This is a genomic window from Mycobacterium sp. 1165196.3 (assembly GCF_001673415.1).
GTDB classification, from domain to species: domain Bacteria; phylum Actinomycetota; class Actinomycetes; order Mycobacteriales; family Mycobacteriaceae; genus Mycobacterium; species Mycobacterium europaeum_A.
Map to the genome: position 1 here is coordinate 1 of NZ_LZLU01000138.1, position 26573 is coordinate 26573.

The window sequence follows — 26573 nt, forward strand, 5'->3', positions numbered from 1 at the left end:
AAACTGGCGACTCATCGCGTGTCTCGACATGGGCTGGGAAGAGTACAGGGTGGCCGCAGAGTACGACGGCGATCACCATCGCACGAACCGCAAGCAGTACGCGCGTGACCAGAGCCGGCTACGCAAGCTCGATGACCTGGGGTGGATGGTCGTCCGGGTGATCGCCGACGACAAGCCGGACGACGTTGTGGGCCGCGTGCGCCGTGCGCTCATCCGTCGCGGATATCGCGACACTTAACCAGTTGCGACGACACGCCGAAAAGAATCGCAGCAGTTTAAGTTTCGCGGCATGGGAGGGCGCGGGGCGGCCTGGCATGGGAGGGGTGTCAGTCCACCCGGGTGGCGTGCACTTCCCAGAACGGGGCGTGCGCCCGTTGACCCTCGAGCCACGGCTCGATCACCCGGAACCGCTCCAGCAGCTTCTCGGCCTGATCGGCGATGTCGGGGTTGCGTTGGGCCATCGCCTCGATGGACTCGACGCTGATGTTGACCCGATACGTGGTGGTGCCCAGATAGGTGATCTCCCAGCCGCCGTCCGGAAGCACGTCACGAAAGTCGTTCTCGGACAACGACCGCAACATCTTGAAGCCATTGACGTTGTGTTCGCCGAACTCGTACATGTACAGCCGGGCACCGGGCTTGGTGGCGCGGTGCAGCGCCCGCACGTACGAACTGCGCAGCTCGGGCTCGGTGCTGAAGGTGTGGTAGAAGGCGCAGTCGACCACCGTGTCGAACCGGCCGTCGAACCCGTCCAGCTTGGTGGCGTCGGCCAGCTCGAAATTGACCGTCACACCGGCCTTTTGGGCGTTCTCGCGGGCGCGCTCGATGGCGGTCGCCGAGCCGTCGATGCCGGTCGCCGAAAACCCCTTGGACGCGTAGTAGATGGCGTGGTGGCCCGGTCCGGTCCCCGGGTCGAGCACCTCGCCCTTGACCGCCCCGAGCGCGACGAGCTGCTGGACCACCGGCTGCGGGCCGCCGATGTCCCACGGTGTGGCGGCCGGCAGGCCGTGCAACGTCCGCTGGTCGCGGTACATCTCCTCGAAACGGGTGGGGTCGGTGGGGTCGAACGTCGTCATGTGGCGCCACTCCTCATCGCTTCGCTCTGCATCGTCGCCGGCGCGGTTGTCATGGCAGCGCATTCACCAGCTGCTCGACGGGCACCCGGGGGCCGGTGAAAAACGGCGTCTCCTCGCGGGTGTGCCGGCGGGCGTCGGTGGCACGCAGCTCGCGCATCAGGTCGACGATGCGGTGCAGTTCGGGAGCCTCGAAGGCCAAAATCCACTCGTAGTCCCCGAGCGCGAAGGCCGGGACGGTGTTGGCGCGCACGTCCTTGTACTCGCGCGCGGCCATGCCGTGCTCGGCGAGCATGCGGCGGCGCTCGTCGTCGGGCAGCAGGTACCACTCATAGGACCGCACAAAGGGATACACGCAGATGTAGGCGCCGGGCTCCTCGCCGGCCAGAAACGCCGGGATGTGGCTCTTGTTGAATTCGGCCGGCCGATGCAGCGCCACGCTGCTCCACACCGGGGCGCTGACCCGCCCGAGCGCCGTCGTGCGCCGGAAGTCGGCGTAGGTGGCCTGCAGCGCCTCGACGCGCTCGGCGTGGGTCCAGATCATGAAGTCGGCGTCGGCCCGCAGACCCGCGACGTCGTAGAGGCCGCGCACCACGACGCCGCGCTCCTCCTGCTGCTTGAAGAACGTCGACGCCTCATCGATGACGTCGCCGCGCTGGTCGCCCAGCTCACCCGGCTCGACGGAGAACACCGAGAACATCAGGTAGCGGATCTGGGAATTGAGCGAGTCGTAGTCGAGCTTGGCCATGAAACCTATCGTGCCACTTGCGCGTCGAAGCCTCCGAATGCCCCGATCACCCGCTCCGCCGCGCGCCCGGCCGCGCCCACGCAGGCCGGCACGCCGATGCCGTCCAGGTAGCTGCCGGCCACCGCCAGCGTCGGGGGCAGCCCCGCGCGCACCTCGGCGACCAGCTCGGCGTGGCCGGGGCCGTACTGCGGCATCGCGTCGATCCAGCGCTGGATGCGGGCGTCGACGGGGTCGACGGTCAGCCCGAACACGGTGGCCAGGTCGCCCAGCGCCCAGCTCAGCAGCTCGTCGTCGGGGGTGTCCGCCGCGACGCGATCGCCGAACCGCCCGAACGACAGCCGCAACAGCTGCGCGTCGCCGCGGACCCCCCATTTGCGCGACGACAGCGTGATGGCCTTGGCCCGCAGCCGCTCACCGGTCGCCACCAGCACGCCCGAACACTGCGGGAACGCGGTGTCGCCGGGCACGGCCAGCGCCATCACCACCGACGAGGCGCTGGTGATGCGTCCGGCCGCGGCGGCGCTGCGGGGGGCGATCCCGGCCAGCAGGCGGGCACACTCCCCCGCCGGGACGGCCAGGATCACCGCGTCGGCGGGCCAGCGAGTGCCGGCGTCGTCGACCACCGCCCAGCCGGCGGCGGCGGGCTCCAGGCGCGAGACCGCGGCGCGCACCCGGCGCGGGCGACCGCGCGCCACGAGCTCGTCGATCAGCACCTGGTAGCCGCCCTCGAGCGCCCCGAACACCGGCGCGCCGGTGGCCGGCGGCAGCGCCTGCCGGACGGCGTCGGTCAGGCTGGTCGCGCCGCGGTCCAGGGCCGCCGCGACCGTCGGGGCCGCCGCGCGCAGCCCGATGGTGGCCGACGAGCCCGCATACACCCCGCTCAGCAGGGGATCCACCGACCGTGACACCACCTGGTCGCCGAACCGCTCGCCCACCAGGTCGGCCACCGCCGGGTCGCTGCCCGCCCGCCACGCCAGCGGGCGGCTGGGTTCGGCCTCGACGCGGGCCACCGTGGCCTCGTCGACCAGTCCCGCCACCGAGGCCGCCGACGACGGGATCCCGACGACGGTGCCCGCGGGCAGCGGCCGTAACTCCTGGCGGCTGTAGATCAGTGGGCGTGCGCCGGTCGAAACCCGCTGGCGCTCAGTCAGGTTCAGCTCCGCGAGCAGCGCCGGCATTTCGGGGCGGCGCAGCACGAATGCCTCGGCGCCCAGATCCATCGGCTGTCCGGCGACCGGCTCGGTGCGCAACACGCCGCCGAGCCGGTCACCCGGATCGAACAGCGTGATCGCCGCGCCGTCGCCGGCGGCCGCGCGCAGCCGATAGGCCGCCGTCAGGCCCGAAATACCGCCCCCCACAACGCAATACGAGGGGGCACTCATAGGGAGTGGACCAGCGACACCAGGTCGGTCAGCACACCGGGATCGGTTTCGGGCAACACACCGTGGCCCAGGTTGAAGACGTGGCCCGCGGCGCCGGCATCGATGGCGCGCCGGCCGTCGTCCACCACCGCGCGCGCCGCGCGTTCCACTACCGGCCAGCCCGCCAACACCACCACCGGATCGAGGTTGCCCTGCAACGCCGTGCCGGGTTGGACGCGGGCGGCCGCATCGGGCAGCGAGGTTCGCCAATCGACGCCCACCACGTTCGCGCCGACCGACGACATCGCGCCCAGCAGTTCGGCGGTGCCGACCCCGAAGTGGGTCATCGGGACGCCGTAGCCGGCCAGGGCGGCGAATACCCGGGCGCTGTGCGGCTGCACGTAGGTGCGGTAGTTCGCCAGGGAAAGCGCCCCGGCCCACGAGTCGAACACCTGAATGGCGTCCACCCCGGCCTCCAGCTGCACCCGCAAGAAACCCACCGTGATGTCGGTCAGCTTCTCCATCAGCGCATGCCAGGTCTCCGGCTCGGCCAGCATCATCGCCTTGGTGCGCGCATGGTTACGGCTCGGGCCGCCCTCGATCAGATAGGACGCCAGGGTGAACGGCGCGCCCGCGAAGCCGATCAGCGGGACGTTGCCCAGCGCGGACACCAGCAGCGACACCGCGTCGGAAACAGGCTGAACCCGTTGCCGCTCAAGCGGTTTGACGGCGGCAACGTCGGCAGCGGTGCGCACCGGTGACTCGATCACCGGCCCCACCCCGGCGACGATGTCCAGGTCGATGCCCGCCCCGAGCAATGGCACCACGATGTCGGAGAACAAGATCGCCGCGTCGACGTCGTGGCGGCGCACCGGCTGCAGGGTGATCTCGCAGACCAACTCGGCGTCGAAGCAAGCCGACAGCATGTCGGTCTGGGCCCGCAGCGCCCGGTATTCGGGCAGCGAGCGACCGGCCTGGCGCATGAACCACACCGGCACCCGGTTGGGTTTGCGCCCGCTCACGGCCGCCAGATACGGCGACTCGGGAAGGTCGCGGCGAGTACTCATCAGCCTCAATGCTGCCATGGGGGCCGATGGCCGGTTGCGTAACATCAACCCGATGCCAGTCAACTACGACGAGTTTCCAAGCCTGCGCCGCGAGCTCGGGGACAACGGGGTGCTGACCCTGGTGCTGGACTCCCCCGGCCTGAATTCGGTCGGCCCGCAGATGCACCGCGACCTCGCCGACATCTGGCCGGTGATCGACCGCGACCCGGCGGTGCGCGCCGTCCTGGTCCGCGGCGAGGGCAAGGCGTTCTCCTCCGGCGGCAGCTTCGACCTGATCGACGAGACCATCAACGACTACGAGGGCCGGCTCCGCATCATGCGCGAGGCCCGCGACCTGGTGCACAACATGATCAACTGCGACACCCCCGTCGTGTCGGCGATCCGCGGGCCGGCGGTGGGCGCGGGCCTGGTGGTGGCCCTGCTGGCCGACATCTCGGTGGCGGGTCGCACCGCGAAGCTGATCGACGGGCACACCAAGCTCGGCGTGGCGGCCGGCGACCACGCCGCGATCTGCTGGCCGCTGCTGGTCGGCATGGCCAAGGCCAAGTACTACCTGCTGACCTGCGAGACGCTGCTGGGCGAGGAGGCCGAGCGGATCGGGCTGGTGTCCACCTGCGTCGACGACGACGACGTGCTGTCCACCGCCAGCCGCATCGCCGAGAACCTGGCGCAGGGCGCACAGAACGCGATCCGGTGGACCAAGCGCAGCCTCAACCACTGGTATCGCATGATGGGCCCTACCTTCGAGACCTCGGTGGGCCTGGAATTCCTCAGTTTCAGCGGCCCCGACGTGCAGGAAGGCCTGGCGGCCCACCGCGAGAAACGTCCCGCGCGTTTTACCCGCTGAGCGCCGTCTGAGCTGCACATATAGCTTTGGTGGAGGTCCGGTAACGGCTTGGTCGCGGCGGGTTTGAAACGCGGCGCGCCTGTCGCGGCGTGTCGGGCTGTGGGTCTACCGTCGATCCCTGTGACCCGTGCCGTGACGACGCAGAACGGTCGGGATGGACAGGAGCGGCGCCAAGTGACCTCATCCGAACCGGCCCCCTTCCGCGAGGCGGTAGCGGCGATGAACGCCGTCGTCGTGCGGCCGGAGATCGAGTTGGGTCCCATCCGGCCGCCGCAACGCTTGGCTCCCCACAGCTACGCCCTGGGCGCCGAGGTCAAACATCCCGACCGCGACATCATTCCCGAACGCTCCGACGGCGACGCCTTCGGCCGGCTGATCCTGCTCTACGACCCCGAGGGGGCCGACGCGTGGGACGGCACCATCCGCATGGTCGCCTACATCCAGGCCGACCTCGACCCCAGTGAGGCGGTTGACCCGCTGCTGCCCGAAGTAGCGTGGAGTTGGCTAGTCGAGGCACTGGAGTCACGTATGGAACAAGTCGTCGCCCTGGGCGGCACCGTCACCGCCACCACATCGGTGCGCTATGGAGACATCTCCGGGCCGCCGCGCGCCCACCAGCTCGAGCTGCGCGCGTCGTGGACCGCGACCTCACCCGCGGTCGGCGGTCATGTCGAGGCGTTCTGCGAGGTGCTGGAGCACGCCGCGGGCCTACCACCCGCTGGAGTCACCGACCTGAGCTCACGGTCACGCGCCTAGCATGGGCGAACCGGCGGCCGACGGGCCGGGCAGCAGCGTGCCCGGCGACGCGGGCACCGACCCGGCGCCCACCCCGCTGCCGCGCCCTTCCGAAGGCGTGCCGCCGATCTCGGTGAGCGTCGGCGACATCGAGGCCGCCGCGCAGCGGCTGGACCGCGGGCACGGGCCGTTCGCGGTGGACGCCGAGCGGGCGTCGGGTTTCCGCTACTCCAACCGGGCCTACCTGATCCAGATCCGGCGGGCCGGCTCCGGCACGGTGCTCATCGATCCGGTGAGCCACGGCGCCGACCCGCGCCAGGCCCTGCGGCCGGTGGCCGAGGTGCTGGGCAGCGACGAATGGATCCTGCACTCCGCCGATCAGGACCTGCCGTGTCTGGCGGAGGTGGGCATGCGGCCGCCGGCGCTGTACGACACCGAACTCGCCGGACGGCTGGCCGGGTTCGACCGGGTAAACCTGGCCACCATGGTCGAGCGGCTGCTGGGCTTCGGGCTGGCCAAGGGCCACGGCGCGGCCGACTGGTCCAAACGGCCGCTGCCCGCCGAATGGCTCAACTACGCCGCGCTGGACGTCGAGCTGCTCATCGAGCTGCGCGCGGCGATCGCCGATGTGCTGGCCGAGCAGGGCAAAAGTGATTGGGCCGCACAGGAATTCGACTATCTGCGCGAGGTGGGTTCGAAAGATCCGAGCGCCGCCACGCGCCGGGACCGGTGGCGGCGGACGTCGGGCATCCATCGGGTGCGCGATCAGCGTGGCCTGGCCGCGGTGCGCGAACTGTGGTTGACCCGCGACCGGATCGCGCAGCGCCGCGACATCGCGCCGCGGCGCATCCTGCCCGACTCGGCCATCATCGACGCCGCCCTGGCCAACCCGACGACCGTCGAGGAACTGGTCGCGTTGCCCGTGTTCGGGGGGCGCAATCAGCGGCGCAGCGCCGCGACGTGGCTGGCGGCGCTGGATGAGGCCCGGCGCAACAAAAACCCGCCCACCGACAGCGAAGCGCCGAACGGCCCGCCGCCGCCGTCGCGGTGGAGCAGGCGCAAACCGGAGGCCGCCGCCCGGCTGGAGGCCGCGCGCTCGGCGCTGTCGGAGGTGTCCGGGCGGGTCCACGTCCCCACCGAGAACCTGGTGTCACCGGACCTGGTGCGACGGCTGTGCTGGGACTGGGCGCCCGCCCCCGATCCGCTCGACGCCGTCGAGAACTTTCTGCGCGCCGGCCAGGCCCGGCCGTGGCAGCGGGAATTGGTGGACCCGGTGCTGGCCAAGGCGCTGCAGGCGCCGGAAGGCACCGAGCCCGCTGAATAGTGGCGATCGCGAGCGCGCCGCAGCCGGGCGAAGCGGGTCGCCACCATCGGCACTAGTCGAGGTGCTCGCGGATCTCCGCTTCGGCGACGCCGCTGCCCAGCGCGGCGACCCAGCCGGTGATGCGGCGGGCCACGTCCTGGTCGGTCAGCGCCAGATCGGACAGCAGCTCACCGCGGGAGGCCTGCTCGTAGAACTGCTGCGGCAGTCCGACGTCGCGACACGGGACGTCGATCTCCGCGCGGCGCAGGGCGGCCGACACCGCCGAGCCGACGCCGCCGTTGACTCCGTTGTCCTCGCACGTGACGACCAGCTTGTGCTGCTCCGCGAGCTCGAGAATGCTCGGCGACACCGGCAGCACCCAGCGCGGGTCGATGACCGTGACGCCGATCCCCTGGTCCTGTAGCCGCCTGGCCACCGCCAGCGCCATCGGCGCGAACGCGCCGACGCCGATCAGCAGCACGTCGTGGTTGCAGCCGCCGGCCGGGACCGCGAGCACGTCAACGCCCGAGGTGCCGGCGCCGCGACGCTCGATCGCCGGGATGTCCTCGCCCACATCGCCTTTCGGGAAGCGCAGCGCCGTGGGGCCGTCGTCGACGTCGAGCGCCTCACCGAGTTCCTCGCGCAACCGGGTGGCGTCCCGGGGTGCGGCCACCCGCATGCCGGGCACGATGCCCAGCATCGACAGGTCCCACATGCCGTTGTGGCTGGCGCCGTCCGCACCGGTGATGCCGGCCCGGTCGAGCACCATGGTGACGGGCAGCTTGTGCAGCGCTACGTCCATCATGATCTGGTCGAAGGCCCGGTTGAGGAACGTCGAATAGATGGCCACCACCGGGTGCATGCCGCCCATCGCCAGCCCGGCCGCCGACGTCATCGCGTGCTGCTCGGCGATGCCGACGTCGAACAGGCGGTCCGGGAACTGCTGCCCGAACGGGGTCAGCCCGGTCGGGCCGGGCATGGCCGCGGTGATGGCCACGATGTCGCGGCGCTTGTGGGCGTAGCCGATGAGCGCGTCGGAGAACGTCGCCGTCCAGCCGGGCCCGGCGATCTTGGTCGCCTGGCCGGTGACCGGGTCGATGACGCCGCAGGAATGCATCTGCTCGGCCTCGTCGTCCTCGGCCGGGGCGAAGCCCATCCCCTTGCGGGTCACCACGTGCACGATCACCGGGCGGCCGAAACCGCGGGCGTGCCGCAGCGCGGCCTCCACCGCGCGCTCGTCGTGGCCGTCGACCGGACCCACGTACTTCAGTCCCAGGTCGGTGAACAGCAGCTGCGGCGACAGCGAGTCCTTGATGCCGGCCTTGACGCTGTGCATCACGCGGTAGGCGAGCCTGCCGACCAGCGGCAGCGCGCGCAGCGCGTCGCGGCCCTTCTCCAGGGCCTGCTCGTAGGCCGGCTGCAGCCGCAGCGAAGCCAGATGATCGGCGACACCGCCGATCGTCGGGGCGTAGCTGCGGCCATTGTCGTTGACGACGATGATGACGGGCCGGCCGGAGGCGGCGATGTTGTTCAGCGCCTCCCAGCACATGCCACCGGTGAGCGCGCCGTCGCCGATCACAGCGACCACGTGCCGGTTGCGGTGTCCGCTCAGCTCGAAGGCCTTGGCCAGGCCGTCGGCGTAGGACAACGACGCGCTGGCGTGGCTGGACTCCACCCAGTCGTGCTCGCTCTCGGCGCGCGACGGATACCCGGACAGGCCGCCCTTCTTGCGCAGGCTTTCGAAGTCGTGGGCGCGCCCGGTCAGCATCTTGTGCACGTAGGCCTGATGGCCGGTGTCGAAGATGATCGGATCGTGGGGTGAGTCGAACACCCGGTGCAGGGCGAGCGTCAGCTCGACCACGCCCAGATTGGGCCCCAGGTGTCCCCCGGTGGCAGCAACCTTGTGAATCAGGAACTCGCGAATCTCGGCGGCCAGATCGCGAAGCTGATGCGCAGAAAGGTGCTGCAGATCAGCGGGCCCGCGGATCTGTTCCAGCATCCAGTCAGTCTACGCAGCGCTGTGGAGAACACTACTGACGAACGTGGCGACGTTCATCGCTGCTGCGCGGGGCCGAACAGTCCGGCGAGCGTGTCATGAAGGTCGGGGTCGGCCAGGATGACGACCTCGTCCCCGGCCTCCAGTTCGGTGTCGCCCCGCACCGGCACCAGGCCGGTCGCGCGGACCACGATGCTCACCCAGATGTCACCGACGCGGTCGCCGAGACCTTCGACCGTGGAACGCTCGGCGACGGAACCGGTCGCGACGCTGAAGCGATGAACCCCCTGCGGCTCGTCGGCGAGTCGCACACCTATCTGCCATGGCCGGGTCTCCACCGTGCGCATGGGCAGGTGCAACAACCTGGCGACACCAGGCACCGAGCTGCCCTGCACCAGCACCGAGACAACGACGACGACGACCACGATGCCGTAGAGGCGTTCGGCGTCGGCGACGTGAGCAGCGCGCAAGAACTCGCCCAGCAGGATGGGCACTGCGCCCTTGAGCCCGGCGAAAAGAACGAAGGCCCGTTCGTTTCGCCGCAATCGCACGGGAACCAAGCAGGAGCCCACCGCCAACGGCCGAATCAGCACGGTTAGGGCCACGGCGAGGACGAGCCCGCAACCCCACACATCAGGATGGGCAAGGACATTGAGATCGACGGTCAAACCCAGAATGGCGAACGCGACGATTTCCGCAAGACCCGCCAGGGCGGCGTGGAATCGCTTGATCTCCGGCTTGTAGGGCGCGCGGGCGTCGCCGATCACAATGCCGGCGACGAACACGGCCAGAAATCCCGAGCCATGCGCGAGCGTGGCAATGCCGTACAACATCAGGCAGGATGCCAGCGTTCGTAGCGAATAGAGACCTTCGCTCGGCAAGGCGACGCGACGCATGAAGACGAGCAGGACGCGACCGCCGAGCACCCCGACGGCCAGGCCGACCGCCATCTGTAGAGCGAATTGTGTTCCCACGCTGGCGAATCCGGCTGCACTGAGGCCACCGGCGGCGATCAGGCTGGACATCAAGGAGATGCCGACCGGATCATTGGCACCCGACTCGCCCTCCAGGATGGTGCCACTGCGGCCGCTGATCTCGCGTTTGCCCAAAACGGAGAAAACCACGGCCGGATCGGTCGGCGCCACGGCCGTGGCCACGAGCACCGCGGGAAACCAGCTGATTCCGCATACGTAGTGCAGCACCAGTGTCGCCCCTGCTGCGGTGAGGGCGGTGCCCACGACGCCCACCGACAGGATCGGGGCCGCCGCCGCGCGGAAGCGCGCCGGCCCGATATGCATGCCGCCGTCGAACAGCACCAGCACGAGCGCGATGGTGATGACCCGTTCCACGACCCGCTCGGAGGGAGGCTGCACCGCGGGCACCGCGTGCACCGCGACGGCCGCTCCGACCAACACGAGTAATGGCACCGGGACCTTGACCCGCTCGGTTAGCCGATTCGCCAGCACCGCAACCAAACCGACCGCGCTGGAGAGCAACACCAACAGCGCGTAACGAACAGTCTCGTTCACGACGGCAGCAACCCGGTGAGCACGTCCCGCGCACACGTTCGACAAGACTCGACAGCCACGGCCCGTTCTTTGATGGTATGCACGCGGGCCTTTCGATCGATCGACAGTGTTCCTTCAAGACATCGCCGACCAGACTTCCCGGCACACCGCGACGCAGTCTAGCCGGTCGTGACACTCACCCGGGCGGCATTGCGGTGATGCGCCAGGAGGACCGTCGTCGCGACAGACTCCCTAGCGGGTCAGCAGCGCCACGCATTCGGTGTGATGGGTCAGCGGGAACGCGTCGAACACCCTGATCTTCTCCACGGTGTAACCGTGTTTGAGGTAGAGCCCGACGTCACGGGCGAACGATGCTGCCTCACAACCGATGTGCACAACGCGAGGGACGCCGGCGGCGGCCAGCAGGTCGATGACCTCGCGCCCGGCTCCCGCCCGCGGCGGATCCAGCACCGCCACATCGGCTTTCGCGGCGCGGTCTCGTTGCGCGGCCAGCGCGCGCCGCACCGAGTCGGTGACGATCTGCACCTGGGTCAGATCGGCCAGGGCGACCCGCGCGGCGCGGGTCGAGCCGCGCGAGGTGTCGACGCTGAGCACCCGCCCGGAGCGGCCCACGGCGTCGCCGAGCACGGCGGCGAAAACGCCTGCGCCGCCGTACAAATCCCACGCGCGCATCCCAGCGCCGAGCTGTGCCCAGTCGGCGATCAGGTCGCTGTAGACGCCCGCCGCGTCGCGGTGCGCCTGCCAGAAGGCGGTCACCGGCACCTGCCAGGTGCGCCCGGCCACCCGCTGCACCGCCTCGTAGCGCCCCTGGATCACCTTGGTCGCCGTGTGCCTGCCCTGCCGCAGCGTGCGCACGACGTGGCGGGTGCCGTCGTCGTCGACGGCCACGTGCAGCTGCGCCGCCGGCGGCCACTCGATGTCGTCGATCCCGTCGAGCATGCCGGGCGCCAGCTGCGCACAGCGCAGGTCGGTCACCAAGTCGTCGCTGTGATACCGGTGAAAGCCGGGTCGACGGTCGGGTCCGACGTCGAGCCGGACCCGGGTGCGCCACCCCCTCGGCGCCGAATCCGCCAAGGGCTCGGCCTCACCGCTCCAGCGATGCCCGCCCAGGCGCTCGAGCTGGTTGGCCACCACTTCGGCCTTGAGTGCGCGGGCGACCTCGGGCGCCGCGAACGCCAGGTCGCAACAGCCGGCACCGCCCACCCCGGCGATCGGGCACTGCGACGCGGTGCGCCCCGGCGCCGGCTCGAGGACCTCGAGAACCTCTGCGTGCCAATAGGATCCACGATCCGCGGTGACCCGGACCCGCACCCGCTCGCCGGGCAGCGCGTACCGGACGAACACCACGCGGCCTTCGTGGTGGGCGACGCAGCTGCCGCCGTTGGCGGGGGCATCGGTGGTCAACGTCAGCTCCCCCACCGGGGGCGCCGACGCGCGCGACGCGCGGGTCGATTCGCGGGTCAATCGAAGATTCCCCGGCGAGCGTCACCCGGCGCCACGTGCGGCTGCAAGGTCTTGCGTCGTTCCGACGAACTCAATTGCCACGGAACCGAAGTCACCATGACGCCCGGCATGAACAACAGCCGCCCCTTGAGCCGAAGGGCGCTCTGGTTGTGCAACACCTGCTCCCACCAGTGGCCCACCACGTACTCCGGAATGAACACCGTCACCACGGTGCGCGGGGACTCCTCCCTGGCCCGTTTGACGTATTCCAGGACGGGACGGGTGACTTCGCGATACGGCGAGGCGATGACCTTGAGCGGGACGCTGATATCGCTTTCTTCCCACTTGTGCACCAGGTCGCGGGTCTCGGCATCGTCGACGCTGACCGTCACCGCCTCGAGAACGTCGGGCCGGGTGGCCCTGGCGTAAGCCAGCGCACGCAGGGTCGGCAGGTGCAATTTCGACACCAGCACCACGGCGTGGTTGCGGCTGGGCAACACCACGTCGTCCTGCGCGGCGGCCTGCTCGGCCAATTCGCGGTTCACGGTGTTGTAGTGCCGGTGAATCATTTTCATCACGCCGAACAGCAGGCTCATCGCGAACAGGGCGATCCACGCGCCGGAGACGAACTTCGTCACCAACACCACCAACAGCACCGCGCCGGTGGACAGCAACCCGACCGTGTTGACCACCCGCGAGCGCATCATCTTGCGCCGCGCCCGCGGATCGGTCTCGGTGCGCAGCAACCGGCTCCAGTGCCGGACCATGCCGATCTGACTCAGCGTGAACGAAATGAACACCCCGACGATGTACAGCTGGATCAACGCGGTGACCTCACCGCGGAACGCGATGATCGCCAGCAGCGCCGCCCCGGACAAGAACAGGATGCCGTTGGAGAACGCCAATCGGTCTCCGCGGGTGTGCAATTGGCGCGGCAGGTAGCTGTGCTGCGCGAGGATCGAGCCGAGCACCGGGAACCCGTTGAACGCGGTGTTGGCCGCCAGCACCAGGATCAGCGCGGTCACCGTGGCGATCAGCAGAAACCCGATGTGAAAGCTCCCGAACACCGTCTGGGCGAGCTGGGTGACCAAGGTCTTCTGGTAGTAGCCCTTCGGCGCGCCGCCCAGCTGCGTCGCGGGGTCCTCGACCAGCTGAACCCCGATCTTCTGGGCCAGCACGATGATGCCCATCAAGAGCGTCACCGCGATGCCACCGAGCATCAGCAGGGTGGTCGCAGCGTTGCGCGACTTGGGTTTCTGGAACGCCGGCACCCCGTTGCTGATCGCCTCGACACCCGTCAGCGCCGCACACCCCGAGGAAAACGACCGCGCCACCAAGAACGCCAGGGCGAAACCGACGACCTGGCCGTGCTCGGCGTGCATCTGGAAACCGGCCGACTCGGCCCGCAGCGGATTACCCAACACGAAGATCCGGAACAGCCCCCAGCCGATCATCACCAGGACCCCGATGATGAACGCGTACGTCGGCACCGCGAACGCCACCCCCGACTCGCGCACCCCCCGCAGGTTCAGCGCCATCACCAGCAGGATGGAGGCCACACAGAAGAACACCTTGTGCTCGGCCACGATCGGGATCGCCGAACCGATGTTCGCCATCGCCGAGGCCGTCGAGACCGCAACGGTGAGAACGTAATCCACCATCAGCGCGCTGGCGACCACGAGGCCGGCGGTGTCGCCGAGGTTCGTGGTGACCACCTCGTAGTCGCCGCCACCGGACGGGTAGGCGTGCACGTTCTGGCGGTAGCTGGCCACCACCACCAGCATCACCGCGGCCACCGCAAGCCCGATCCAGGGTGTCAGCGCGTACGCCGTCACCCCGGCCACCGAGAGCATCAGGAAGACCTCCTCGGGCGCATACGCCACTGAGGACAGCGCGTCGGAGGCGAACACCGGCAAGGCGATCCGCTTGGGCAGCAGGGTGTGACTCAGCCGGTCGCTGCGAAACGGCCGGCCGATAAGCAACCGACGAGTGGCGGTTGAAAGTTTGGACACGAGAGCCAAGAGTAAGCCCAGACGGGTTTGGCGGTAGCGTTCGTAGGAGAATGTTCGCCGACCGAAACGGCTGGCCGACGTGGGTTGCCGGTTGACGCGGCCGAGAGGACCTCAAGTTGCGAGTAGTGGTGATGGGCTGCGGCCGGGTCGGTTCATCGGTCGCCGACGGGCTCTCCCGCATCGGTCACGACGTCGCGGTCATCGACCGGGACAGCACCGCCTTCAACCGGCTCAGCCCTGAATACGCCGGCGAGCGGGTGCTGGGGCAGGGATTCGACCGAGACGTGCTGCTGAGGGCCCGCATCGAGGAGGCCGACGCGTTCGCCGCGGTGTCGTCCGGCGACAACTCCAACATCATCTCGGCCCGACTGGCGCGCGAGACCTTCGGCGTGAAGCGGGTCGTGGCCCGCATCTACGACGCCAAGCGCGCCGAGGTCTACGAGCGGCTCGGCATTCCCACCATCGCCACTGTGCCCTGGACCACCGACCGCCTGCTCAACGCGTTGCTGCGCGAGTCGGAGACGGCCAAGTGGCGCGATCCGACCGGCACCGTCGCCGTGTCCGAGGTCGTGCTGCACGAGGACTGGATCGGGCATCGGGTCACCGACCTGGAGCAGGCCACCGGCGCCCGGGTCGCGTTTCTGATCCGGTTCGGCGCCGGCGTGCTGCCGGAGCCCAAATCGGTGATCCAGGCCGGCGACCAGGTTTATGTGGCCGCGATCTCCGGCCGCGCCGCCGAGGCGGTGGCCATCGCCGCGCTACCACCGAGCGAAGAGCTGTGATGAATTCGACCGAACACCTTGTTGAGGAGCTGCGCCGATGAAGGTAGCTGTCGCCGGCGCCGGCGCGGTCGGGCGCTCGGTCACCCGGGAACTCATCGGCAACGGCCACGACGTGACGCTGATCGAACGCAACCCCGATCACGTCGACGTCGACGCGATCCCGGCCGCGCACTGGCGGCTGGGCGACGCGTGCGAACTGAGCCTGCTGGAGTCGGTGCACCTGCAGGAGTTCGACGTGGTGGTGGCCGCGACCGGCGATGACAAGGCCAACGTCGTGCTGAGCCTGCTGGCCAAGACCGAGTTCGCGGTCCCGCGGGTGGTGGCCCGGGTCAACGACCCTCGCAACGAGTGGTTGTTCACCGACGCGTGGGGGGTCGACGTGGCGGTGTCGACGCCGCGCATGCTGGCCTCGCTCATCGAAGAGGCCGTCGCCGTCGGAGATCTGGTGCGGCTGATGGAATTCCGCAAGGGCCAGGCCAACCTCGTCGAGATCACCCTGCCCGACGACACGCCGTGGGGCGGCAAGCCGGTGCGCAAGTTGCAGCTGCCGCGCGACACCTCGCTGGTGACGATCCTGCGTGGCCCGCGCGTGATCGTGCCCGAGGAGGACGAGCCGCTGGAGGGCGGCGACGAGCTGCTGTTCGTCGCCGTCGCCGAGGCGGAAGAGGACCTGCAGAAGCTGCTGCTGGGCAGCCACAGCCCGGGCGGCTAGTGGCGATCGCCAGCGCGGCGGAGCCGGGCGTAGCGGGTCGCCACCATCAGGACTGATCAGTCGGTGACGGCGCCGGGCTCCATTTCGACCGCGGGGGCATCGGCTGCGGCGATGGCGCGCTGCGCCGACTTGATCGCCGCATAGGTGGCCAGCGCGGCCAGCGCGGTCAGCGGCCAGCCCATCCCGATCCGCGCCGCCGCCAGCCAACCAGTCCGGTCGGCGTCATACAGCAGTCCCTGCACTACGAACCGCGCGGCGAACACCAGCACCCAACCCACCGACGCCACGTCGAAGGCGTAGACCGCCCGCGGCACCTCGCGCCAGCGGTCGCCGCGCCCGGTGGCCCAGCTCCACGCGTAACCCACCAGGGGCCGGCGGATGAGCACCGACGCCGCGACGACGACCGCCCACACCAGCGACATCCAGATGCCCAGCAGGAAATAGCCCTTGGACTCGCCCAGCAGGTAGGCGATCAGCGCGCACAGCGCGACCCCGAAGAAACCCGAGAACGCCGGCTGCGGGGAGTCGCGGCGGATCAGCCGCCACACCAGGATCAGCGCGGCCACCGCCAGCGCGGCCACGATCGCGGGAACCAGCCCCGAGACGCTCGAGGCGATGACGAAGACCACCACCGGCAGCGAGGAATAGATGACACCACTGACCCCGCCCGCCTGTGCGAGCAGGCGTTCCGGGCTGATGCGGTTGGTACTCATGAGTTCGGACGTGCCCGACTCCGGCGGGATTGCCCCCGGATCTTCGGGGTCAGTCACCGCTGAATTTCGTAGTGCGGGTTGTAGATCGCCTTGTTACCGTTCTCCAGCTTGCCGAGGCGCCCACGCACCCGCAGCGTGCGGCCCGAGTCGATGCCCGGAATGCGACGCTGCCCCAGCCACACCAGCGTGACGGTGTCGCTACCGTCGAACAACTCGGCACGGACCCCGCCGGAACAGGCCCTGCCGTTGCACTCGACGCTTCGCAGCGTGCCCACCATCGTGACCTCCTGGCCCCGCTGGCAATCAATCGCGCGTTGCGCGCCGGTGCTTGCGACCTCGTCGGACAGTTCCTCCGAATCGAGTTGCTCCGGATCCTCCGTCAACCGACGGGTCAGCCGGCGCAGATACCCTTGGGCCCCCATGGCCACTCCTGACAATGCTGATAAGCCTCGACGCTTCCATTTATGCCAACGGACACCGTAGACCTCTTGGTTCCCCAGCGCCAACCGACTCAAACCTCGTGTTGGAGGGCGCATGAACGGCGGGGCACTATCTAGTGGTGGTGGTCGATCTGCGCGGTGTCACGACGGTGTTGTTGCCCGGAACCGGCTCCGACGACGACTACGTTCACCGGGCGTTTTCCCGTCCCCTATCCGAGGTTGGGGCGTTGCTGGTGACCCCGCCGCCGCGGCCCGACCGGTTGATCGAGGGCTATCTCGCGGCGTTGGACGGCGCGGCGCACGGGGGGCCGATCGCGGTGGGCGGGGTCTCGATCGGCGCGGCGGTGGCGGCCGCCTGGGCGCTGGCCCATCCGGACCGGACCATCGCGGTGCTGGCCGCGCTGCCGGCCTGGGCCGGCGCCCCCGGGGCGGCGCCCGCGGCGCTGGCGGCGCGGTATTCGGCGTCACAGTTGCGCGCCGACGGACTGGCGGCCACCACCACGCAGATGCGGGCGTCCAGCCCGCCGTGGCTGGCCGACGAGCTGACCCGGTCGTGGGGCGCCCAGTGGCCACACCTGCCCGACGCCATGGAAGAAGCGGCCGGCTACGTCGCGCCGAGCTGCGACGAGCTGGCCGGGCTGGCCGCGCCGCTGGGGGTGGCGTCTGCGGTCGACGACCCGATCCACCCGTTACAGGCCGGAATCGACTGGGTCGCGGCGGCGCCGCGCGCGGCGCTGCGCACGGTGACGCTCGATCAGATCGGGGCCGATCCCGCCGCCCTGGGTGCGGCCTGCCTGAGCGCGCTGGCCGAACTCTAGCCCGCTGGTGGCGACCCGCAGCGCCCGGCTGGGATGTTGCTGCCGCATCCGCGGCAGCGCCACGAAGCCGGGTCAGCCGCCGGTGGTGGTGCGCAGCTGCTGCATGGCCGACCCGTCGGCGCTGCGGCGCGCCGCCGGCTCGTTGGACGGCGCCTGCTGCCCCTCGGCCTGCTGCTGGGCGGCCTGCTGCTGCGCGGCGGCGGCTTCGCGCAGCTGCTGGGCCATGGGCTCGGGCAGCTGCACGGTCAGCGGCGTGCGCACCGGCAGCGGCGTGTCGCCACGCCGAACCACGGTGTCCGCCAAGGCCGCTCGCGCCTCCTGCTCCAGGGCTTCCATCGTCTCGTGGGGGCCGTTGATGACGCAGCGGATCATCCAGCGATAGCCGTCGACGCCGATGAAACGCACGACGCCGGTGGCGGTGCCCACCACCTCGCGACCCCACGGGCCGTCTTTGATGCTCACCTGGGCCGAGTCGTTGCGCAGCGATTCGGCGAGCTCGCTGGCCACTTCACGCCACAGGCCGCCCGTCTTCGGCGCGGCATAGGCGGCGATGGTGAACCGGCCGTTGGGCGTGACGACCCAGACCGCGCTCGGCACACCGGTTTCGGTCAGCTCGACCTGCAGCTGCCCGGCCTCCGGCATGGGAATCAGCACCGAGCCCAGGTCGAGGCGGGCCAGCTCCGCGACCGCCGGGTCGTCGAAGTCCTCGATGTCGAACGGTCCCTCGAGCTCCTCGGGGGCCGGCTCGTCGGCGTCGTTGGCCGCGACCTCGCCGGCCGCCGAGGTGTCGGCGCTGGTGCCGTCGTCGTCTTTGGGTGTGCGCTTACCGAATGCCATCACAAACTCGCATGTCCGCCGGAGGAACCGTGACCACCATCGCCACGGGATGTTTCGGCCAGCCCGGCCTCGTCGAACGACGACACCTCGACCAACTCCACTAATTCGACTCGCTGCACCAGCAACTGGGCGATGCGATCGCCGCGGTGCACCACGATCGGATCGGTCGGATCCAGGTTGATCAGCGCAACCTTGATCTCGCCGCGATAGCCCGCGTCGATGGTACCCGGGCTGTTGACGATCGAAAGTCCCACTCGCGCAGCCAAACCCGACCGCGGATGCACCAAGCCGACCATGCCGAACGGGATGGCGACTGCGACCCCCGTTCGCACCAGGGCGCGCCGCCCCGGCTCGAGTTTGACGTCTTCGGCGCTGTACAGATCGATCCCGGCGTCGCCCTCGTGGGCGCGGCTGGGCAGCGGAAGCTCGGGGTCAAGGCGCACGATGGCCAGACTGGTCGACACGGGGGCACAGACTACCCTTGACTGCGTGTCCGATACGCGCGTCGCGCCGCACAACGTGCGGTATCGCGAACGATTGTGGGTCCCGTGGTGGTGGTGGCCACCGGCCTTTGCGCTCGCGGGCATCATCGCTTTCGAATTCAACATGGGCGTCACCCGCCAATCGACCTGGTGGCCGTACGCAGCGCTGTTCGCGGTGGCGGCCGCGGCGCTGTTGTGGCTGGGCCGCATCGAGATCCGGGTGACCGGCGACCCGACCGTGCCCGGCGAAGTGCAGCTGTGGGCCGGCCCGGCGCACCTGCCGGTCACCGCGATCGCCCGGTCCGCGCAGATAGCCCCGTCGGCCAAGTCCGCGGCGCTGGGCCGCCAGCTCGACCCGGCCGCGTACGTCCTACACAGGGCATGGGTGGGGCCGATGATCCTGGTCGTGCTCGACGACCTGGACGATCCGACGCCGTACTGGCTGGTGAGCTGCCGTCACCCCGAGCGGGTGCTGTCGGCCCTGACACGGTAGGTGCAGCTATCAGGCCGCGCAGTCGGTACAGATCATCACGCCGTTCTTCTCGCTGGCCAGCCGACTGCGGTGTTGCACCAGAAAGCAGCTCGAGCAGGTGAACTCGTCGGCCTGCTTCGGAATCACGCGCACCGACAGTTCTTCCCCGGACAGGTCGGCACCCGGCAGTTCGAAGTTCTCAGCGGATTCAGATTCGTCGACGTCGACGACGGCCGAAGCCGCCTCGTTCCGTCGCGCTTTGAGCTCCTCCAGCGAGTCCTCCGAAACGTCGTCCGTCTCGGTGCGCCGTGGAGCGTCATAGTCGGTAGGCATATCTCTTCCCCTGCCCTATTGCCTCTGCATGCCCGCGATATCCAAGCATCGCTTTGTACCAGCGTCGAACGCATCCACCAAATGATTCGTGCCCGTATCGCGGCCCATTAAGGTGTGATTTACGTCACACCTCTATTTTCACCCTTGCGCTCGTCTCTGAACAGTGGGTTTAGCGTGCGGCTAGAGTGCACCTGTGGTCACGCAAATCACCGAGGGTACAGCGTTTGACAAGCACGGTCGGCCTTTTCGGCGCCGCAACCCCCGGCCCGCCATCATCGTGGTGGTTCTTCTCGCAGTGGCCACCGGCGTCGTCTGGACGATCGCGCTGACGCGCCCCGCCAAGGTGCACGAGGCCGCGGTGTGCAATCCCCCGCCGCAGTCGGCCGGTTCGGCGCCGGCCCAGCTCGGCGAGCAGGTGTCGCGCAGCGCCATGATGGACGTCACGCCCGCCAAGCTGGCCGACACCAAGGTTCGCGTCCTCAACGCCAGCGGCCGGGGCGGCCAGGCCGGCGACGTCGCCGGCGCCATGAAGGACCTCGGCTTCGCCCAGCCGACCGCCGCCAACGACCCGCTGTATGCGGGCACCAGGCTTACCTGTCAGGGCCAAATCCGTTTCGGCACCGCCGGACAGGCCACCGCGGCCGCCGTGTGGCTGGTCGCGCCGTGCACCGAACTGTTCAACGACAACCGCGCCGACGACTCCGTCGACCTGGCGCTGGGCACCGACTTCAGCGCGCTGGCGCACAACGACGACATCGACGCCGTGCTCGCCACCCTGCGTCCCGGCGCCACCGAACCCTCAGATCCCACGCTGCTGGCCAAGATTCACGCCAGCAGCTGCTGACGCGGGCGGTCAATCCAGGATCGGATCCAGGCCGTTGAAGCGCTCCAGCACGGCCAGCAGTTCGTCGGCGATTCCGGGCGCGGCGGCCAGCGCCAGGCCCGCCCCGGCCGCTCCGGGCGCGGGCAGGACCACCCGAGCTCCCGCCTCGGAGGCGATCAGCGCCCCCGCGGCGCGATCCCACACCTGCAGACCGTGCTCGTAGAAGGCGTCGAGCCGGCCCGAGGCGACCATGCAAAGATCCAGTGCCGCCGAACCGATCCGGCGGACATCGCGGACCACCGGCAGCATGCGCGCCAACAGCGCCGCCTGTGCCGCGCGGCGCTGGCGCGAATAGCCGAAACCGGTGCCCAGCAACGCCATCGACAGATCGTCGACGGCGGCGCTCTGCAGCGGCTGCGTCCCCTCGTCGTCGGCGACATGCGCGCCCAGGCCCAGCGCCGCCGAGTACACCCGGTTCCCGACGACGTCGGCGACCGCCCCCGCCATCGATTCGCCGTCGACCTGGGCGCCGATTGACACGGCGTAGGCGGGGATGCCGTAGACGAAATTCACTGTGCCGTCGATGGGATCGAGCACCCAGGTGACCGTCCCGGCCGGCGTGCCCGCCGGATCGTCGGGACCGCCGCCTTCCTCGCCGAGAATCGGGTCCCCAGGCCGCAATTCGGCCAGCCGGTCGCGCAGCAGCCGTTCCGTTTCGGTGTCGACCACGGTCACCGGGTCGGTCGGGGTGCTCTTCGATCGCACCGCGCCACTGTCTGAGGTCTGCAAGCCCGCGTCGGCGCCGAAAACCTCTGCCCGCCGACGCCTCACGAACGCGGCGGCCTCCGCGGCCAAGGTTTCGGCGACCGATCGCAGCCCCACAAGCTCGTCATCGGAAGGGGTCACCGGTCTATCCGATCACAGTCGCCGGGGTCGCGCAGACGCCGCGGGCCGCACCGCCGCGGCGCTAAGGTGAGCGGACAGCCCAGTCACGCCGAGGAGATTCGATGACCAGCACCGACTCGACTACGGAGACGCCCGGCATCGCCGCCGGCGACGGCAGGCCACAGCGCCGCGGATTCGGCATCGACGTCGGCGGCAGTGGCATCAAGGGCGGCATCGTCGACATGGACACCGGGCAGCTGATCGGCGAGCGGGTGAAGCTGCTGACCCCGCAGCCCGCGACGCCCGCGGCGGTCGCCAAGACCATCGCCGAGGTGGTCGACGCCTTCGGCTGGACCGGCCCGCTGGGAGTGACCTATCCCGGGGTCGTCACGCACGGCGTCGTGCAGACGGCGGCCAACGTGGACAAGGCGTGGATCGGCACCAACGCGCGCGACATCATCAGGGCCGAACTGGACGGTCAGGACGTCGTCGTCCTCAACGACGCCGACGCGGCCGGGCTGGCCGAGGAGCACTACGGGGCGGGCAAAGGCCAGTCGGGACTGGTGGTGTTGCTGACCTTCGGCACCGGGATCGGTTCGGCGGTGATTCACAACGGGACGCTGATTCCCAACACCGAGTTCGGCCATCTCGAGGTCGGCGGCAAGGAGGCCGAGCAGCGGGCCGCGTCCTCGGTGAAGGAGCGCAACGGCTGGTCCTACGAAAAGTGGGCCAAGCAGGTGACCAAGGTTCTGGTGAGCATCGAGAACGCGGTATGGCCTGACCTGTTCATCGCGGGCGGCGGCATCAGCCGCAAGGCCGACAAATGGGTACCGCTGCTGACCAACCGCACCCCGGTGGTGGCCGCGGCCCTGCTCAACACGGCCGGGATCGTCGGCGCGGCGATGGCCGCCACCTCGGACGTGACGCACTGATTTCGCCCGGCAGAGCCGTAGGACCCCGCACTGTCGTTACAATGGTGCTCGGCGAATGCCCAACCGACAGCGTGCGACTACTCACGCTGATACCAACGCCGACATCGACATAGCAGACACTTTCGGTTAACCATGCCCACTACCCACCGAGAGTGAGCCCAAACGAAGGGGTGTAAGTGGCAGCGACGAAAGCAAGCCCGGCAACGGATGGGCCGGTGAAACGCACCGCCACGAAGTCTCCGTCGTCCCCCGCCAAGCGACCGGCGGCCAAGTCTGCCAACGGCTCGGCGCCCGCGAAGCGGGCCGCCAAGGCGGCATCGCCGTCCACCGAGGCCGACGATCCCAAGAAGACGCGCGCTGCGGCCAAGGGCGCCGGCGCCAAGACGCCGACCGCACGCGGAACCAAGGCGGCCAAGGGCGGCCCGGCGGATCCCGACGCCCTCGATTCCGACGGTGCCGTCGAGGATCTGGACAACGAGCCCGACCTCGAGGGTGAGCCCGGCGAGGACCTCGACATCGACACCGACCTCTCCCTCGACGACCTCGAGGAGGACGTAGCGTCCGACGGCGAGGACGCCGAGGAGGTCGAGGCCGACGAGGCCGAAGGCGAGGACGAGCCCGAGGAAGAGGCCGCAGCCAAGCCCGCCAAGGCCGCCGACGCCGCGGCCGAGGAGGACGAGGAGATCGCCGAGCCGTCCGAAAAGGACAAGGCCTCCGGCGATTTCGTGTGGGACGAAGACGAGTCCGAGGCGCTGCGGCAGGCCCGCAAGGACGCCGAGCTGACGGCCTCGGCCGACTCGGTTCGCGCCTACCTCAAGCAGATCGGCAAGGTCGCGCTGCTCAACGCCGAGGAAGAGGTTGAGCTGGCCAAGCGGATCGAGGCCGGGCTGTACGCCACCCAGCTGATGACCGAACTTGCCGAGCGCGGCGACAAACTGCCCGCCGCCCAGCGTCGCGACATGATGTGGATCTGCCGCGACGGTGATCGCGCGAAGAACCATCTGCTGGAAGCCAACCTGCGACTGGTCGTCTCGCTGGCCAAGCGCTACACGGGTCGCGGCATGGCGTTCCTGGATCTGATCCAGGAGGGCAACCTGGGTCTGATCCGCGCGGTCGAGAAGTTCGACTACACCAAGGGTTACAAGTTCTCCACGTACGCGACGTGGTGGATCCGGCAGGCCATCACCCGCGCCATGGCCGACCAGGCCCGCACCATCCGTATCCCGGTGCACATGGTCGAGGTCATCAACAAGCTGGGCCGTATCCAGCGCGAGCTGCTGCAGGACCTGGGCCGCGAGCCCACGCCCGAGGAGCTGGCCAAGGAAATGGACATCACGCCCGAAAAGGTGCTGGAAATCCAGCAATACGCCCGCGAGCCGATCTCGCTGGACCAGACCATCGGCGACGAGGGCGACAGCCAGCTGGGTGATTTCATCGAGGACAGCGAGGCCGTGGTGGCCGTGGACGCGGTGTCGTTCACGCTGCTGCAGGACCAGCTGCAGTCGGTGCTGGAGACGCTCTCGGAGCGCGAAGCGGGCGTAGTACGCCTGCGGTTCGGCCTCACCGACGGCCAGCCGCGCACGCTGGACGAGATCGGGCAGGTTTACGGCGTGACCCGTGAGCGCATCCGCCAGATCGAGTCCAAGACGATGTCGAAGCTGCGCCACCCCAGCCGCTCCCAGGTGCTGCGCGACTACCTCGACTAGCCGTTCGCACCGAAACGATTGGCGCGCAAGCCATCTCGACGTCGGTGTGACCCGGTAAGTCAAACGCGCGCCGCCGCCGAGAAATCCGGCTGCGGTGGCGGCTCTGCCGTCGTACCGTGAGGCGCATGCCTACCAACCGCACAATGGTCTCGTCCGGCGCCGACTTCGAGTCGGCGGTCGGCTACTCGCGCGCGGTGCGCGTCGGGCCGCACGTGGCGGTGGCCGGAACGACCGGCGCCGGGCCCGCCGGCGACATCGCCGCCCAGACTCGAGATGCGTTGCGCCGCATCGAGATTGCGCTGGGTCAAGCGGGGGCGGCGCTCACCGACGTGGTGCGTACCCGCATCTACGTCACCGACATCTCGCGCTGGCGCGAGGTGGCAGCGGTGCACGAGCAGGTCTTCGGCGCGATCCGGCCCGCGGCCACCATGGTCGAGGTCGCGGCGCTCATCGCCCCCGAGTTACTGGTGGAGATCGAAGCCGACGCCTACGTCGACACCGGCGCGAAGGTGCCGTCGTCGGCCGGCGGGTAGGCGGTGACGCGGACCACGGCGGCCACCGGCAGCGGGCCGTACAGATGCGGGAACAACATCGACTCGGGATCGGTTGGAACGCCCGGCTCCCACCGCACCGGCGCGGCGAGCAGCGCCGGGTCGATGTGCAACAGGACGAGATCCTCGCGGCCGCGGTAGAGCCGGTTGGCCGGCAGGTGCACCTGCTCGGGCGTCGACAGATGGATGAACGCACCACCGCCGGCGTCCTCCGGCCGGATGCCGCCCAGCCGGCGGGCCCGCGCCCACTGCTCGGTTCCGCACAGATGCACCAGGACGTCCGAGGCGAAGGTCACACTTCGAACCCTAGAGATCGCCCAAACCAAACCTGACCAGGCCGTGAGAAACGACACACCCGATAACGATCGGGGAACAAGGCGAAAACGCCATACGTCTGAGAAAGTGAATGTACGAGAACGGAGAAGCCATGAATGCAACTCTGACGAGTCCAGAACTGACCCGGGCCGACCGCTGCGACCGCTGCGGTGCTGCGGCCCGAGTGCGCGCCAAGCTGCCTTCCGGACTGGAGCTTCTCTTCTGCCAGCACCACGCCAACGAGCACGAGGCGAAGCTGACCGAGCTGGACGCCGTGCTGGAGTTCAGCGAAAGCTAAGCCGCGGCGAACTCGCCCATCGCCAATGTGGGCGGTGCGAGCGATCTTCGGTAATGCTGGACGGGTATGAGCGAGCAGGTCGCAAAACCGTCGCGCCACCACATTTGGCGAATCACCCTGAGGACTCTTTCCAAGAGTTGGGACGACTCGATTTTCTCGGAGTCGGCTCAGGCTGGTTTCTGGTCGGCGCTGTCACTTCCGCCGCTGCTGCTCGGGCTGCTGGGCACGCTGGCGTATGTGGCTCCGCTGTTCGGCCCCGACATGCTGCCCAGCATCCTGCGTCAGCTGATCTCGACGGCGCACAGCGTGTTCTCCCGCAGCGTGGTCAACGAGATCATCGAGCCGACCGTGCGCGACATCGCCAACAACGCCCGGGGCGAAGTGGTGTCGCTGGGTTTCATCATCTCGCTGTGGGCGGGGTCGTCGGCAATCTCGTCGTTCGTTGACTCCGTGGTCGAGGCGCACGACCAGACGCCGTTGCGCCATCCGGTGCGCCAACGCCTGTTCGCGTTGTTCCTGTACGTGGTGGGGTTGGTGTTCGTGGTGGCGACGGCGCCGTTGGTGGTCCAAGGGCCACGCAAGGTGGGTGAGCACATTCCGGTCAGCCTGGCCAACGCGCTGCGCTACGGCTACTACCCGGCCTTGATCCTCGTCTTGATGATCGGGGTCGTGATCTTGTACCGCGTGTCGTTGCCGGAGCCGCTGCCGACGCATCGGCTGATCTTCGGCGCGGCGCTGGCCACCGCGGTGTTTGTGATCGCCACTCTGGGCCTGCGGATCTACCTGCAGTGGATCACCAGTACGGGCTACACCTACGGCGCGCTCTCGACGCCGATCGCATTCCTGCTGTTCTCGTTCTTCGGGGGCTTCGCGATCATGATCGGCGCCGAACTCAATGCCGCCATCCAGGAGGAATTCCCCGCGCCCAGGACGCATGCGCACCGGCTGCGCAGATGGCTGCTGTCGCGCTCGCCCGCGCTGGCGAAGGCGGCGGACACGCTGTCCAATCCGGTGACCAAGAATCCCATCACCGCGCAACGCGAGGTCGCGCCGGCGGAGCCGCCCGGCTAGGTCAGTCCTTCTTCATCCGGTCGTAGATCTGCTTGCAGTCCGGGCAGACCGGTGAGCCCGGCTTGGCCGCCTTGGTGACGGGAAATACCTCGCCGCACAACGCCACGACGTGATTGCCCATGACCGCGCTCTCCGCGATCTTGTCCTTCTTGACGTAATGGAAGTACTTCGGGGTGTCGCTGCCGGTCCCGTCGTCGACGCGTTCGTCGGTCTCGGTGCGTTCGATCGTTTGGGTCTGCATATCTGACATTGTGCACTGCTCGCCGGGCGCTGCGCGCGGCCCAGAAAC

General features: G+C 69.3%; 30 protein-coding genes. 14 read left to right on the forward strand and 16 right to left on the reverse strand.

Annotated features, from left to right (window positions below; genetic code table 11):
- A partial coding sequence (locus A5659_RS14640; RefSeq protein WP_082976063.1) for a DUF559 domain-containing protein occupies positions 1 to 238 on the forward strand: 238 nt, incomplete at its 5' end.
- Between the two features lie 88 nt (positions 239 to 326).
- Here A5659_RS14640 and A5659_RS14645 read toward each other — a convergent pair.
- From A5659_RS14645 to hemE, 4 genes are read right to left on the reverse strand one after another with little or no spacing between them, the layout of a single operon-like run.
- On the reverse strand, positions 327 to 1076 hold the full coding sequence (locus A5659_RS14645; RefSeq protein ID WP_067182157.1) for a class I SAM-dependent methyltransferase: 750 nt from the start codon (positions 1074 to 1076) through the stop codon (positions 327 to 329).
- A 49-nt stretch (positions 1077 to 1125) separates the two neighbouring features.
- On the reverse strand, positions 1126 to 1821 hold the full coding sequence (gene hemQ / locus A5659_RS14650) for a hydrogen peroxide-dependent heme synthase (protein ID WP_066860656.1): 696 nt from the start codon (positions 1819 to 1821) through the stop codon (positions 1126 to 1128).
- Between the two features lie 5 nt (positions 1822 to 1826).
- A complete protein-coding gene (locus A5659_RS14655) occupies positions 1827 to 3203 on the reverse strand; it encodes a protoporphyrinogen oxidase (protein ID WP_067182053.1) in 1377 nt (458 codons plus the stop codon).
- Positions 3200 to 4249 (reverse strand): uroporphyrinogen decarboxylase, encoded by a 1050-nt coding sequence (hemE, locus tag A5659_RS14660; RefSeq protein ID WP_067182057.1) that lies wholly within the window; start codon positions 4247 to 4249, stop codon positions 3200 to 3202. Before hemE ends, A5659_RS14655 begins: the two co-directional genes overlap by 4 nt.
- A gap of 52 nt (positions 4250 to 4301) precedes the next feature.
- On the opposite strand from hemE, the gene A5659_RS14665 reads away from it, so the two are divergent.
- The 3 genes from A5659_RS14665 to A5659_RS14675 all read left to right on the forward strand — a co-directional run bounded on the left by A5659_RS14665 (position 4302) and on the right by A5659_RS14675 (position 7155).
- Positions 4302 to 5096 (forward strand): enoyl-CoA hydratase/isomerase family protein, encoded by a 795-nt coding sequence (locus A5659_RS14665; protein WP_067020590.1) that lies wholly within the window; start codon positions 4302 to 4304, stop codon positions 5094 to 5096.
- Between the two features lie 132 nt (positions 5097 to 5228).
- Positions 5229 to 5852: a DUF3000 domain-containing protein gene (locus A5659_RS14670; RefSeq protein ID WP_082972678.1), complete on the forward strand. Its 624-nt coding sequence runs from the start codon at positions 5229 to 5231 to the stop codon at positions 5850 to 5852.
- A 1-nt stretch (position 5853) separates the two neighbouring features.
- Positions 5854 to 7155, forward strand: a complete 1302-nt coding sequence (locus A5659_RS14675; protein ID WP_067020585.1) for a ribonuclease D — start codon at positions 5854 to 5856, stop codon at positions 7153 to 7155.
- 52 nt (positions 7156 to 7207) lie between these two features.
- Here the strand turns inward: A5659_RS14675 and dxs are convergent, their stop codons facing one another.
- The 4 genes from dxs to A5659_RS14695 all read right to left on the reverse strand — a co-directional run bounded on the left by dxs (position 7208) and on the right by A5659_RS14695 (position 14114).
- Complete coding sequence (dxs, locus tag A5659_RS14680; RefSeq protein ID WP_066879793.1) at positions 7208 to 9133, reverse strand: 1-deoxy-D-xylulose-5-phosphate synthase; 1926 nt, start codon at positions 9131 to 9133, stop codon at positions 7208 to 7210.
- A gap of 53 nt (positions 9134 to 9186) precedes the next feature.
- Positions 9187 to 10659: a cation:proton antiporter gene (locus tag A5659_RS14685; protein ID WP_066879790.1), complete on the reverse strand. Its 1473-nt coding sequence runs from the start codon at positions 10657 to 10659 to the stop codon at positions 9187 to 9189.
- A 231-nt stretch (positions 10660 to 10890) separates the two neighbouring features.
- Complete coding sequence (locus A5659_RS14690; protein WP_067024723.1) at positions 10891 to 12078, reverse strand: class I SAM-dependent RNA methyltransferase; 1188 nt, start codon at positions 12076 to 12078, stop codon at positions 10891 to 10893.
- A gap of 41 nt (positions 12079 to 12119) precedes the next feature.
- Positions 12120 to 14114, reverse strand: coding sequence for an APC family permease (locus A5659_RS14695; RefSeq protein ID WP_066860676.1), 1995 nt, complete (start codon positions 14112 to 14114; stop codon positions 12120 to 12122).
- 116 nt (positions 14115 to 14230) lie between these two features.
- On the opposite strand from A5659_RS14695, the gene A5659_RS14700 reads away from it, so the two are divergent.
- Positions 14231 to 14896 (forward strand): TrkA family potassium uptake protein, encoded by a 666-nt coding sequence (locus A5659_RS14700; protein WP_156748749.1) that lies wholly within the window; start codon positions 14231 to 14233, stop codon positions 14894 to 14896.
- Between the two features lie 37 nt (positions 14897 to 14933).
- On the forward strand, positions 14934 to 15608 hold the full coding sequence (locus A5659_RS14705) for a TrkA family potassium uptake protein (protein ID WP_066860680.1): 675 nt from the start codon (positions 14934 to 14936) through the stop codon (positions 15606 to 15608).
- A gap of 56 nt (positions 15609 to 15664) precedes the next feature.
- On the opposite strand, the gene A5659_RS14710 is transcribed toward A5659_RS14705, so the two are convergent.
- Complete coding sequence (locus A5659_RS14710; protein WP_066879784.1) at positions 15665 to 16321, reverse strand: DUF3159 domain-containing protein; 657 nt, start codon at positions 16319 to 16321, stop codon at positions 15665 to 15667.
- A gap of 53 nt (positions 16322 to 16374) precedes the next feature.
- Positions 16375 to 16743, reverse strand: coding sequence for an OB-fold nucleic acid binding domain-containing protein (locus A5659_RS14715; RefSeq protein WP_066860686.1), 369 nt, complete (start codon positions 16741 to 16743; stop codon positions 16375 to 16377).
- 137 nt (positions 16744 to 16880) lie between these two features.
- Here A5659_RS14715 and A5659_RS14720 point away from each other — a divergent pair, with 137 nt between their 5' ends.
- A complete protein-coding gene (locus A5659_RS14720; protein ID WP_067182162.1) occupies positions 16881 to 17579 on the forward strand; it encodes a hypothetical protein in 699 nt (232 codons plus the stop codon).
- 72 nt (positions 17580 to 17651) lie between these two features.
- Here A5659_RS14720 and A5659_RS14725 read toward each other — a convergent pair whose 3' ends face one another.
- Positions 17652 to 18419, reverse strand: a complete 768-nt coding sequence (locus A5659_RS14725) for a DUF3710 domain-containing protein (protein ID WP_067182059.1) — start codon at positions 18417 to 18419, stop codon at positions 17652 to 17654.
- Positions 18416 to 18880 carry a dUTP diphosphatase gene (dut, locus tag A5659_RS14730; RefSeq protein WP_066860692.1) on the reverse strand — a complete coding sequence of 155 codons (465 nt, stop codon included), beginning with the start codon at positions 18878 to 18880 and terminating at the stop codon, positions 18416 to 18418. The genes A5659_RS14725 and dut overlap by 4 nt, the downstream gene beginning before the upstream one ends.
- A 25-nt stretch (positions 18881 to 18905) precedes the next feature.
- On the opposite strand from dut, the gene A5659_RS14735 reads away from it, so the two are divergent.
- Positions 18906 to 19391 (forward strand): DUF3093 domain-containing protein, encoded by a 486-nt coding sequence (locus tag A5659_RS14735; protein ID WP_067182062.1) that lies wholly within the window; start codon positions 18906 to 18908, stop codon positions 19389 to 19391.
- 9 nt (positions 19392 to 19400) lie between these two features.
- On the opposite strand, the gene A5659_RS14740 is transcribed toward A5659_RS14735, so the two are convergent.
- Positions 19401 to 19703 carry a DUF4193 domain-containing protein gene (locus A5659_RS14740; protein ID WP_036468275.1) on the reverse strand — a complete coding sequence of 101 codons (303 nt, stop codon included), beginning with the start codon at positions 19701 to 19703 and terminating at the stop codon, positions 19401 to 19403.
- A gap of 193 nt (positions 19704 to 19896) precedes the next feature.
- Between A5659_RS14740 and cei the strand changes: the two genes are divergently transcribed.
- The gene (gene cei, locus A5659_RS14745; RefSeq protein WP_066860698.1) at positions 19897 to 20547 is read left to right on the forward strand and encodes an envelope integrity protein Cei; all 651 of its coding nucleotides are present in this window, start codon (positions 19897 to 19899) and stop codon (positions 20545 to 20547) included.
- A 9-nt stretch (positions 20548 to 20556) separates the two neighbouring features.
- Here cei and A5659_RS14750 read toward each other — a convergent pair whose 3' ends face one another.
- On the reverse strand, positions 20557 to 21432 hold the full coding sequence (locus tag A5659_RS14750) for an inositol monophosphatase family protein (RefSeq protein WP_067182066.1): 876 nt from the start codon (positions 21430 to 21432) through the stop codon (positions 20557 to 20559).
- A 101-nt stretch (positions 21433 to 21533) separates the two neighbouring features.
- On the opposite strand from A5659_RS14750, the gene ppgK reads away from it, so the two are divergent.
- The 3 genes from ppgK (at position 21534) to A5659_RS14765 (ending at position 24582) form a co-directional block, all read left to right on the forward strand.
- Entirely contained in the window at positions 21534 to 22343 is an 810-nt protein-coding gene (gene ppgK / locus A5659_RS14755; protein ID WP_066860703.1) for a polyphosphate--glucose phosphotransferase, read from the forward strand.
- 176 nt (positions 22344 to 22519) lie between these two features.
- A complete protein-coding gene (locus A5659_RS14760) occupies positions 22520 to 24049 on the forward strand; it encodes an RNA polymerase sigma factor (RefSeq protein ID WP_156749224.1) in 1530 nt (509 codons plus the stop codon).
- A 125-nt stretch (positions 24050 to 24174) separates the two neighbouring features.
- On the forward strand, positions 24175 to 24582 hold the full coding sequence (locus A5659_RS14765) for a RidA family protein (RefSeq protein WP_067182069.1): 408 nt from the start codon (positions 24175 to 24177) through the stop codon (positions 24580 to 24582).
- Here A5659_RS14765 and A5659_RS14770 read toward each other — a convergent pair.
- A complete protein-coding gene (locus A5659_RS14770) occupies positions 24537 to 24896 on the reverse strand; it encodes a DUF952 domain-containing protein (protein WP_067182073.1) in 360 nt (119 codons plus the stop codon). The two genes, A5659_RS14765 and A5659_RS14770, sit on opposite strands and share 46 nt — an antisense overlap.
- A gap of 131 nt (positions 24897 to 25027) precedes the next feature.
- Between A5659_RS14770 and A5659_RS14775 the strand changes: the two genes are divergently transcribed.
- Positions 25028 to 25213 (forward strand): hypothetical protein, encoded by a 186-nt coding sequence (locus A5659_RS14775; RefSeq protein ID WP_007774888.1) that lies wholly within the window; start codon positions 25028 to 25030, stop codon positions 25211 to 25213.
- Between the two features lie 66 nt (positions 25214 to 25279).
- A complete protein-coding gene (locus tag A5659_RS14780; protein ID WP_066860718.1) occupies positions 25280 to 26284 on the forward strand; it encodes a YihY/virulence factor BrkB family protein in 1005 nt (334 codons plus the stop codon).
- Position 26285: 1 nt separating this feature from the next.
- Here A5659_RS14780 and A5659_RS14785 read toward each other — a convergent pair whose 3' ends face one another.
- On the reverse strand, positions 26286 to 26525 hold the full coding sequence (locus A5659_RS14785) for a DUF3039 domain-containing protein (protein WP_044485021.1): 240 nt from the start codon (positions 26523 to 26525) through the stop codon (positions 26286 to 26288).
- Positions 26526 to 26573: the final 48 nt, after the last annotated feature.